Source organism: Intestinimonas sp. HCP28S3_D6, from assembly GCF_052065695.1.
GTDB lineage: Bacteria > Bacillota > Clostridia > Oscillospirales > Oscillospiraceae > Intestinimonas.
Genome location: NZ_JBQHTM010000045.1, coordinates 19,008 through 29,519, shown reverse-complemented (window position 1 = coordinate 29,519; position 10,512 = coordinate 19,008). Strand labels below are relative to the sequence as shown.

General features: G+C 51.6%; 9 protein-coding genes. 8 read left to right on the top strand and 1 reads right to left on the bottom strand.

The window, feature by feature from the left end; genetic code table 11:
• The first annotated feature begins 117 nt into the window (after positions 1 to 117).
• Positions 118 to 366, top strand: a complete 249-nt coding sequence (locus ACTNBK_RS13565; protein ID WP_441146874.1) for a NifU family protein — start codon at positions 118 to 120, stop codon at positions 364 to 366.
• Positions 367 to 745: 379 nt separating this feature from the next.
• Here the strand turns inward: ACTNBK_RS13565 and ACTNBK_RS13560 are convergent, their stop codons facing one another.
• Positions 746 to 1,687, bottom strand: a complete 942-nt coding sequence (locus ACTNBK_RS13560; RefSeq protein ID WP_441146872.1) for a LysR family transcriptional regulator — start codon at positions 1,685 to 1,687, stop codon at positions 746 to 748.
• A gap of 366 nt (positions 1,688 to 2,053) precedes the next feature.
• Here ACTNBK_RS13560 and ACTNBK_RS13555 point away from each other — a divergent pair, with 366 nt between their 5' ends.
• From ACTNBK_RS13555 to ACTNBK_RS13525, 7 genes are all read left to right on the top strand, one after another.
• Complete coding sequence (locus ACTNBK_RS13555) at positions 2,054 to 3,154, top strand: TRAP transporter substrate-binding protein (protein ID WP_441146870.1); 1,101 nt, start codon at positions 2,054 to 2,056, stop codon at positions 3,152 to 3,154.
• 179 nt (positions 3,155 to 3,333) lie between these two features.
• On the top strand, positions 3,334 to 3,753 hold the full coding sequence (locus ACTNBK_RS13550) for a hypothetical protein (RefSeq protein WP_441146869.1): 420 nt from the start codon (positions 3,334 to 3,336) through the stop codon (positions 3,751 to 3,753).
• A gap of 350 nt (positions 3,754 to 4,103) precedes the next feature.
• Positions 4,104 to 4,343: a hypothetical protein gene (locus tag ACTNBK_RS13545; RefSeq protein ID WP_441146867.1), complete on the top strand. Its 240-nt coding sequence runs from the start codon at positions 4,104 to 4,106 to the stop codon at positions 4,341 to 4,343.
• Positions 4,344 to 4,453: 110 nt separating this feature from the next.
• Entirely contained in the window at positions 4,454 to 5,029 is a 576-nt protein-coding gene (locus ACTNBK_RS13540; RefSeq protein ID WP_441146865.1) for a TetR/AcrR family transcriptional regulator, read from the top strand.
• A gap of 102 nt (positions 5,030 to 5,131) precedes the next feature.
• Entirely contained in the window at positions 5,132 to 6,514 is a 1,383-nt protein-coding gene (locus tag ACTNBK_RS13535; protein ID WP_441146863.1) for a DUF1254 domain-containing protein, read from the top strand.
• A 15-nt stretch (positions 6,515 to 6,529) separates the two neighbouring features.
• Positions 6,530 to 8,581, top strand: a complete 2,052-nt coding sequence (locus ACTNBK_RS13530) for an alkyl/aryl-sulfatase (RefSeq protein ID WP_441146861.1) — start codon at positions 6,530 to 6,532, stop codon at positions 8,579 to 8,581.
• A 753-nt stretch (positions 8,582 to 9,334) separates the two neighbouring features.
• The gene (locus tag ACTNBK_RS13525) at positions 9,335 to 10,492 is read left to right on the top strand and encodes an adenine-specific methyltransferase EcoRI family protein (RefSeq protein WP_441146859.1); all 1,158 of its coding nucleotides are present in this window, start codon (positions 9,335 to 9,337) and stop codon (positions 10,490 to 10,492) included.
• Positions 10,493 to 10,512: the final 20 nt, after the last annotated feature.

The following is a 10,512-nucleotide window of genomic DNA, read 5'->3' as shown; positions in this document are numbered from 1 at the left end:
GCAGATAAATAATGGCTATTTTGCACTGAAATCACCTTAACCAAGCGCAAATGGCGGCTAATACATTGAGTAGAAACAGGATAAAGGCTTTTATTCAGAGGTTCCCTAGATGAATATGTGAGACCGCTTCTCCATTCTCACGGCGGTGATATAGAGGTCCTGGAGTTTACGGCCGACGGCCTGCTTCGTTTTCGGCTCATGGGGCAGTGCGCAGGCTGTCCGGCCGCCGACCTGACCACAGAGGAGCTGATCCATACGGAGCTCACACAGCGGCTGCCTCAGGTCAAAAAAGCGGTTTTGGTGCGCGAAGTGAGTCCTGATCTGCTGGAACAGGCCAGAAACATCCTCCGAAATCACCATGTCTAATCCGCTCAGAATTGGGGTTCGCTACTGCGGCGGGTGCAACCCACGGTACGACCGGGTCTCTTTTGTAAAACAGCTGGAGACAGCACTCCCCGAGATCCGTTTCCTCCCCGTGCAGCCGGGAGAGACATATGCCGCTGTATTGTTGGTGTGTGGCTGCCTGAGCCAATGCGTCAGCTGGGAACTTCTCCCCGTGCCGCGAGAGCGGGTCATCTGTGTCAGATGCCATCAGGATCTTGCCATGGCAATAGAACAGCTGCAAAAAATGACAGCGGTTGTTCGGGCGCATTCCATTTAGCACAAAAAACGTGTCTGGCCCTCCAGGGCCAGACACGTTTTTTTGTGCTCAGTCCTTGCATCGCAAGGGTTGGCATCTCTCATATTATATGATCTCTCGGTTGATATTCTCATTTTGCTTGGTGATCAGAGTTCCATTTTTAGAATCCTCAATCAACATATCTAAAAAACACCGTGTCATGGGAGGAAGTTTCTTATCTCCTCTCCATACCACGTTGATATCGCGTACAAACCGCTTGTTAATGTCCAGTTCAACCGGGACGACACTGTTGATGTTCAAAAATCCAGAGGTCGGAATAATCGCAATCCCCTCTCCGGCAGCCACCATACCGATCACGCCATAATCATTATAAGCTTCCATGACGATGTTGGGCTCAAAACCATAGGGCGCACACAAATCATAAAGCAGTCCGTTCGTGCCGCGTCTGCTGCGGATATAGACGATAAAGCGTTCATTTTTCAGCTCTGGAATGGATACCTTTTCCCGTTTCGCAAATGGGTGGTTCTTGGCAACGATCAATCCCACAGGTTCCTCGTAGAGGGTGTATTTCTTCAGGGGCATATATTCATTTATGGGTTCAAAATTGCTGCACAATCCCAGCTCCGTCCGTTCATGGAGCACGTCCTGTAGGATGGACGTCGTGTAGTGATATTGCGGGGAAAACTTACAAGTGGGCGCGATACGCCGGAAGCGCATGATCTCTTCCGGCAGGAAAATGGCATACATGGAAAACAGCGCACTGATACAGACAGTGTCATTTTCCACATCCACCATATGACGCACAGCAGCGATTCCTTTCTCGACCTCATCCACCGAGCGCTTTACGTATTCATAGAACATTTTGCCGTAGGGTGTAAGAGAGACGTTCCTGCCATCCTTCTCAAAAAGTGGGGCGCCCAGCTCATGCTCCAAATTACGAATGGCTTTTGACAGGGCAGGTTGTGTGATATATAGGAGATTGGCAGCCCTTGTAAAATGGCACTGCTCCGCCACAATCTTAAAATAAATCAAAGTCTGGTAGTTCATAAAATAAAACCTTCCCTCTTAGGAACTCAATCGTTGACAAACTATGTGTATAACTATGAAACGGCCAGTCGTTCCCGTGGAAAACAAGTCGGCAAACTATCCAAAAATAAGGGCGGAAATTATCATTTATTGTCGTAAGTTATGATTGCAGCATGAAAAGGAGTTGGACGCCAGCCAAGAGACACGCTATACTGATATCACAGTGAGATAGTCCAAGACCCAACGTGGCAAAGCAAGCGATCACATGCAGTTGAAATTCTATGTTTGCTAGTTTAACAAAGAATTTTTTTGCTGTCAACTTGAGGCCACGCGTCCAATTTGCGACTGTACCTGTGCACATTTTGGAAGGAAAAGGAGAGCAAAAAAGTGAAGAAGAAGTTTTGGCGCGTTATAACCGGAATCCTTTCTGTATCGTTGGTCCTCTCCCTGGCAGCTTGCGGCGGTGATGGCACCGGCGGCACCGCAAGTACCAATCCCAGCAGTGGGTCCTCTGAAGGTGAACAGATTCATCTGCGCATCGCCTCCTCCTCTCCCACTGTAGAGTTCGAAGGCGATGGCACCACCTCTCTGGGCATTTCCGTGAACTACTTCATCAAGGAGATTGAGGCCCGCAGCGGCGGACGTATCACTGCTCAGGTATATCCCGATGGTCAGATCGCCTCTTCCACCCAGGAGTATATCGGCGGCCTCCAGAACGGCGCCTTTGACATTGGCATCCTTAACTGCGGCTCCTGGGGTGACTACACCTCCGCTTTTGCCGGTCTGAATATGCCCTACCTCTACTTTGACTACGACACTGTTTACGCTCTGCTGGACTCCGAGATTGGCCAGAGCTGGCAGCAGAAGGCCTATGAGGACACCCAGTGCCTGCCCCTGGCCTGGTTCGATATCGGCTTCCGTGAGCTGACCTGCAACGTGCCGGTCCACAGCCCCGCCGACCTGAAGGGCGTGAAGATCCGCGTCATGCCCGACCCCATTCAGACCGCTACCTGGGAAGCCCTCGGCTGCTCCGTGACCCCCGTGGCTTATTCTGAGCTGTATACCGCCCTTCAGCAGGGCCTGGTGGACGCTCAGGAGAATCCCCCCTCTAACATCGTTTCCTCCAAGGTGCATGAGCTTCAGAATTACATGGTTATTACCCACCACAACTTTACCGCTACCATCCCCGCTGTGAGCCCCGTACTGTGGAACAAGCTGTCCGACGAGGACAAGGCGCTCATCCAGGAGGTTATGATCGAGGCTCAGAACAAGGGCCGTGAGCAGACCGCCGCCCTTGCAGAAGGCTTCATTCAGACTGTGGAAGATGATGCTGGAACCGAGATCATTCGCCTGACTGAGGACGAGCTTCTGGCCTTCCAGGAGGCCACCAAGAGTGTTTGGCCCATGGTGGAGGAGCAGATGGGTTCCGAGGCCTTCAACGCCATGATCGACTTTGTGGAGAACTATACACCTGAAGCCGAATCCTAAATTTGTTTCCTAGGTTTCCCCCTATTACACAACCCAACACATGGCAAAAAGCCCGCCCGTTGCGGGCGGGCTTTTTGCACGCTTTTTTATGGAGGGGTATTGGTGAAAAACGGAAAATTTGACCTCAAAACATTTCTAAATAACTTTGAGCTGTATCTTGCTATCTGGAGCTGCTGTGCTTGCAGGACCGCTTTGTGTATCTTCCCGAAATGCCCTACCGCAAGGTCGATCTCGATAAGGCCGCGCGGAACGTACTGACACAGGAACAGTTTGAGCAGGACGGCGGTGACGGCACGGTCGCCAGCTGGCGCAATACTGTGACGGTCGAAAATGTTCATCCCAACACGACGGTCTCGTTCCGGATGAACAATCTTTCCGGGAACACCGCTGATTTGAAGCTCTATGCCTACGGTGCAGACGGAAAGCTGGCGGAGGTCAGCAAAGAGCTGTGGACGATCACGGATGAAGCCGGGACTGGCGTGGATACCCTGGCCGACGGCACACTGTATGAACTGCGTGTGAGCATCGCAGACGGCGGTGCGCTTGATCTGAGCGAGGAGGAAAAGAAGATCATCATTTCCGTTGTGCTTGCAAAGTAAGTCTCAAGGAAGGCTATCAAGAAACTACAAAATCACCCCCGTTTCTGATTGATATGCTCCCTTTATGAGAGACAGTGAAATAAATACACTGTCAATCACGAAGGGAGCATTGTTCATGTCAAGAAGGAAAACCAGCAGATCAGAGCAACTGTCGGCGGCAAAAGCCTCTGCATGACCTGTGGGCGCGTCAGCCCTTTGTACGCGCAGTCTACCTTTGAGGACTTGGCGGTGGATTTCGAGGGTACAACCGCCAGTGGCGCGGAGCGATTCTACCGGCGGACGCTTGACAAGCTGCGCCTGAAGCTGCTGGAAAGCGGGCTTGTCCATACCGTGACGCTGAAGCAGACCGAGTGCCGCAAAAGGAACAAAAAATAGCCGCCGCTGTCTACCTATATCAGGTAGACAACGACGGCGAATGGGGAGAGATCAGATTTGACTTTGCAACCGGCACAGCGGAGATCGTCCGGCTGGCGGAGTGGGACACGATAAAGTCCAATGTCTTTGCAAGGACGGTGATTCGGCACATCCAGAGCTTGCTGGAGGTGCGGCTGCTGAAAGAGACTGTTGTGATGTTTGACCAAGCATTGTGATCCTAAAAATTTATAATTATTATTCAAGCAATCGCTTGATTTATTTTGCGAAGTCTGATATCTTATTATAAGAAACACTGGATAATGCACAGAAATGGGGGGATTGTGTTTTGAGGGAAGAAAAGAAAGCCGAAAAGAGACAGGAGCTTGTAGGCGTCTGCCTTGGCTGCTTTGTCGAAAAGGGGCTGACCGTTACCACCACAAAGGATCTCTGTAGGGCGGCAAAGCTGCAAAACGGCGGCATCTACTATTACTTCTCCACCAAAGAGGAAATCGTTCTTGCCTGCGCCGAGGAAGCGATCAGTCGAATTGAAAAAGCTGCGTTTGCCATCGTGTTTGAAGATATTAGTGACGTCAAAAGCATGATGGATCATCTCGGTGAGCTGGCGGATAAAATGTCGCCTACCATGCGCTTTCTGGTCAGCGTATGTGTGTCGCACGAATACGGAGAAAAAGTAAAGCCTTCCCTTGTGCGGCTTGCGGCAAGATACCCTTATTACACGGGCAGGATTGCGGAGATCCTCGGCTGCACCGACAAAGAGGTTGCGCCGTTCGTTCATCTGTCGATCCTTGCCATCAACAATTATATGATCTTTGCCGAGCGAGCGCTGTTTGACCCACAGATCGAAGCGGTCAAAAAAGAGCTTTCAAGGCTTGCAGAAAGAAAGGGGCGGAATGATCGATAGTTTACCATAAAGAGAAAATCACAAACGACTTCATAGTCAATCCATGCGCACAAGCCGTTCCGTGGAGATGACCAAAGCAGAAAAGAATCATAGGAGGACAACATGAAAAAGATATTTGCAATTCTACTATCGCTGCTTACGCTGCTTTCCTGCGGGCTTCTTTCCGCCTGCTCTGCCAAAAAAACGCAGCCGGATACACCGGATACTGAAACCGTGTGGGAAACGGTCAGCGAGGCATACATCTATGCGTTCCCACTGGTGCTGACCGACGCAACCAAAACATTATCGACCAATACGGACGGAACCATGACTGGCCGTGCGCCCATCAATCAGTTCAACCATGCACAAAAGCTGGCGGACGCCTCTTTCCGCACCGTTGTGACGCCGAACGTCGATACCGTCTACTCTCAGGCGTGGCTTGACATCAGTGAAGAGCCTATGATCTTCGTTCTGCCGGAAACGGATCGCTTCTGCAACATACAGTTGCTGGATGCCTGGACGAACACTGCCGCCGTGCTGGACAAAGCGGGCGCTTATGCCATCGCGCTTCCCGGCTGGGAGGGCGAGCTGCCCGGCGGTGTGACGCGCGTGGACGTGCCCACCGCAACGGTGTGGTCGATCACCCGCACGGTGCTGTCCGGGAACGAGGATCTGCCCAATGTCTGTGCCATTCAGGAACAGATGCAGCTCCTGCCGCTTTCGGCTTATGTACAGGGAGGCGAGTATGCCGCACCGCAGGGAACATATAAAGAGGAAAATGACTTTGTTCCCGTGAGCAAGGTGCTTTCCATGACACCAGCAGAGTTTTTCAATACGGCGAACGCTCTGATGCAGGTCAACCCGCCCGCCGATGCGGATGAGGAACTGCTGAAGAAACTCTCCGCCATCAACGTGGGCGCGGGCAAGACCTTCGACGCCGCCCTCCTGGGCGAAGGAGCTGCCGAGCGCTGGACGCAGATGCTTCAGGGGCTTCGCGCCACGCTTGCCGCCGACGGCGCGAAGTATGCGCAGAAACTCGGTCAGTGGATCTATTACGGCAAGCCCATCGGCAACTTCGGCACGGAGTATACCTACCGCGCGATGGTAGCGCTGGTGGGGCTTGGCGCCAACACCGTGGACGTGGCGATCTATCCCAAGACAGCGGTGGATGAGACCGGCGCAGCGCTGACCGGAGAAAAGAAGTATACGCTCCACTTTGAAACCCTTCCTCCCACGCTGGAGGGCGGCTTCTGGTCCGTGACCGCCTACGGAGAGGATGATTTCCTCATTGACAATTCCATCGACCGCTACTGCATCAACGACCGCTCCGACTTCAAGCTGAATGCGGACGGCACATTGGATATTATCCTGTCCAAGGATGCACCGGAAGACACCTCTAACTGGCTGCCTGTTTCCGACGGGGAATTTCATCTGTTCATGCGGATCTATGTACCGGATATGACAGCACTGGATAGCTGGCAGCCACCTGTTATCCGCGAACAATAAGGAGATGGAAAAAGAATGGCTATGAAACGTATTGTAGCAATGCTTCTTACATCGGTACTATTGCTGTCCTGCGTCGGCTGTGCGCAGGATGGGCGCAAAGAGCCGGGTGCGGAAAAGGCAGACCTGGGTCTGACCGCCGAGGTCAAGCCCGCCACAGACTTTACGGCAAAGGCAAATGCCGCCGTCTACGATGAACTTGACTTCGATGATAAGCAGGAATATGAATTCGCCATCCGTGGACTGATCGACGCGCCGGAAACACTGGAACTAAAGGACGAGGATGGGACGATCCTCTGGAGTCAGGAAGCCTATGCGTTCCTGGACGATTATGAAAAAGCGCCTGACAGCGTAAATCCCAGCCTCTGGGAGAACACGAAGAACAACCATGCCTATGGTCTTTTTGAAGTGACGGATGGCATCTATCAGGTCCGCGGCTATGACATGGCAAATCTCACCGTTGTCAAGGGTGATACCGGCTGGATCGTCTTTGACACGCTGATGAGCGTGGAGTGCAGTCAGGCTGCCATGCAGCTGATCGAAAAGAATCTTGGTAAATTCCCGGTCAAGGCCGTCATCATCTCTCATTCCCACGCCGACCATTTTGGCGGCATCGCCGGCGTGATGGCGAAAGAGGATAAGGCAGACGAGACACTTTCTATTGAAGAACAGCTCGCCAGCGGCAAGATCCCCGTGATCACGCCTGTGGGCTTCACGGAGCACTCCGTGAAGGAAAATGTCTACGCCGGTAAGGGTATGGGCCGCCGCAGCAATTATCAGTATGGCATCCTTCTGACCCCCGGCGTGACCGGCAAGCTGGCGCAGGGCATCGGCATGGGACAGTCCACCGGAACGGTCTCGTTCATGACGCCCAGCTATGAAATTACGCAGTCCGGCGAAAAGCTGACGATCGACGGTGTGGAGCTGGAGTTCCAGCTCACACCGGGTACGGAAGCGCCCGCCGAAATGAACACGTGGCTGCCCCAGTACAAGGCGCTTTGGATGGCGGAAAACTGCACCGGCACGCTCCACAATCTCTACACGCTGCGCGGCGCGGAGGTGCGCGACGGCGCGGCATGGGCAAGCTATATCACCGAGGCCATTTCCCTTTACGGCAAGGACGCGGAGGTCACCTTCCAGTCCCACAACTGGCCGCACTGGGGAAACAACGTGGTGAACGACTACATGGTCAACACGGCTGCCGTGTATAAGTTCATCAACGACCAGACGCTGACCTATATCAATCAGGGCTACACCAGTGACGAGATCTCCAACATGATCGAGCTGCCGGAGGCGCTCAATAAAATCTGGTACACCCGCCAGTACTACGGGACGGTCGCCCACAACGCCAAGGCGGTCTACCAGAAGTTCATGGGCTGGTATGACAGCAACCCTGTCAACCTGAACCCCCTCATGCCAAGCGACAGCGCAAAAAAATGGGTGGAGTACCTGGGGGATGTTGACAAGGTCCTGCAAATGGCAAAGGCGGATTTTGACAAGGGTGAATATCAGTGGGTCGCCGAGGTCACAAACACCATCGTCTTTGCCGACCCGACAAACACCGATGCGCGGCTTCTGTGCGCCGATGCACTGGAGCAGCTGGGGTATCAGGCGGAGTCCGGCCCGTGGCGCAACGAATATCTGACCGCCGCGCAGGAGCTGCGCCATGGAAACGCCAATTTCACCGCTTCCACCAAATCTACCGGCGACATGGTCAAGGCCCTCTCCGCGCCCATGCTGTTTGACTATATGGCCATTGTCATGGACAAGCAAGCGCTGGCTGACCGCGACTTCACCATGAACGTGATCCTGCCTGACGTGGGCGAACAGCACATGCTCCGCGTGAAGAATGGTGTGCTGCTGGTCTATGCGGATACATTGTCTGATGATGCGGACGTGTCTATTACCTGCCCGAAGAATGCGCTGTTTGCGATCCTGACCAACAATCAGGAAACGGTTGCAAAGGCCGTCAAGGTCGAGGGCAGCGCAGAGCTGCTGACGCTGATGATGGAGAATATGAACCAGATCCCGATCACCGGGGCCAACCCCTTCAACATCATCGAGCCGTAACGGCTTCGCGGGGCGGTCCGTGGGAAGACCGCCCCGCTCGAGAGAAAACAGCAAGATGCTTTCAACGCAAATCAAAAGCTGTCTGTTTCTGTTGGAAACAGACAGCTTTTGCAGCCTTACGGTTGCCCTGCACACCCGAATCTGTCAGCCAACAGTAAAAATTAGAATTACTTCCTTATCACTGTTAAGCCAAAGTTTTCAAGGCTTTTTGGAGCTGCTGGGCAGATTCGAACTGCCGACCTCATCCTTACCAACCGAATTTTGAAACTTTTTATAATATTTTTCGTTCGTTTATGGCCGTTTCCATTCCGCTTCATTTGCTTTCCAGCACTTTTTAAGTCTGCTGTTTCCACGTGTTCCACGCAGGTCTGTGGCTGTTTGTGTGGTCAAGGCTCATGAAGCAGAGCGGATTCAGCATTTATCAGCTTCTGAATGAGGCTACAAATATGGGCAAATTTTGCGACGCTGTTATCAAAGAGTAACTAAGGTTGGTTACAAGCGGTATGTACTAAAAAATGCCTTAACCCCTGAAATTGCTTGGTTTGCGAGATAGAGAAGCGGATTTACGTCAAACTTACGCCATGTACGCAAAAAAATCAAGCGCATAATAGGGTAACAAAGACCGACACTCATTCAACATGGGTGTCGGTCTTTTACAATGAAACACCATGTTCTTAAAACATGTTGTTGCCGTTCTTTCCGGTTTGTACTATATTAAAAGTAACCGCAAAAGCGGCAACGGGGGAAAGATACATGGCAAAGAATGAGAATTTGCATAAAGCCAAAGACGCAAAAAAAGATGAGTTCTATACGCAGTATGAGGATATACAGAACGAATTGAACCACTACGAACAGCACTTTCGTGGGAAAACCGTTCTTTGCAACTGCGATGATCCCTTTGAGAGCAATTTCTGTAAATTCTTCCTGCGGAACTTTAATTACCTCGGCTTGAAACGATTGATCTGCACTTCCTATGGCACTTCTCCAGTGGTGGGACAGCAGCTTTCCTTGTTCGATGATGAAAACGAGCCTGTGGCCCGAGGTCACGGTTATGTCATGGACATTAGGGAAGTACCGATGGCAAACGGCAGAGGTGTTTCCGACGAGGACATTGACGCACTTTTGAAATCAAAAAGGCGTGGCGTCAAGAAGTTAAAGGGTGACGGCGATTTCCGCAGCGAGGAATGCATTGAATATCTGAAACAGGCTGATATTGTTGTTACGAATCCGCCGTTTAGTCTGTTCAGAGAGTATGTCGCACAGCTCATGGAATATGATAAAAAATTCCTAATCATCGGAAACAAGAATGCCATTACATATAAAGAAATCTTCCCGCTGATCAAAGACAACAAATTGTGGCTGGGTTATGGTTTCCGAAAAGACGATGCTTATTTTCGAATACCACTTGAAAGAGCAACAGGATATGCACCCGGCGTATATAATCCAGCAACCGGCCTTGTGCATTTTCGCAATTGCACATGGTTTACAAATTTAGATATCCAAAAGCGTCACGAAGAATTAACACTATTTAAGAAATATTATGGGAACGAAGAAGACTATCCACGTTACGCCAATTACGATGCGATAGAAGTATCGCGTGTCAGTGATATTCCAAGTGACTATTTTGAGGAAATTGGCGTTCCTATTACTTATTTGGATAAACACAATCCCGAGCAGTTTGAGATCATCGGAGGAAGTCGATGGATGGGAAAACCTATGTCGGAGATTGCGCCAAAGGGAAGTTATGTCGCGGGCGGTGTCCGCTTCTACTTGCCTGTGGATTGTTCACAATTTGTTAAAGTAGAGAGAGAGAGAGAGAGAGAGAGAGCCGCAGCACAGCGCGGCAAGCTCCTCTATCGCTGCCTCTACGACAGGATTGTCATCAGACGCAAAGTTCAGACGACTGTATGACAGAATCGTTATCAGGCGCA

Bases quoted from the DNA above. Each gene is read 5' to 3' on its own strand.
- ACTNBK_RS13560 (WP_441146872.1), bottom strand. From the start codon at position 1,687: ATGAACTACCAGACTTTGATTTATTTTAAGATTGTGGCGGAGCAGTGC.
- ACTNBK_RS13535 (WP_441146863.1), top strand. From the start codon at position 5,132: ATGAAAAAGATATTTGCAATTCTACTATCGCTGCTTACGCTGCTTTCC.
- ACTNBK_RS13530 (WP_441146861.1), top strand. From the start codon at position 6,530: ATGGCTATGAAACGTATTGTAGCAATGCTTCTTACATCGGTACTATTG.
- ACTNBK_RS13525 (WP_441146859.1), top strand. From the start codon at position 9,335: ATGGCAAAGAATGAGAATTTGCATAAAGCCAAAGACGCAAAAAAAGAT.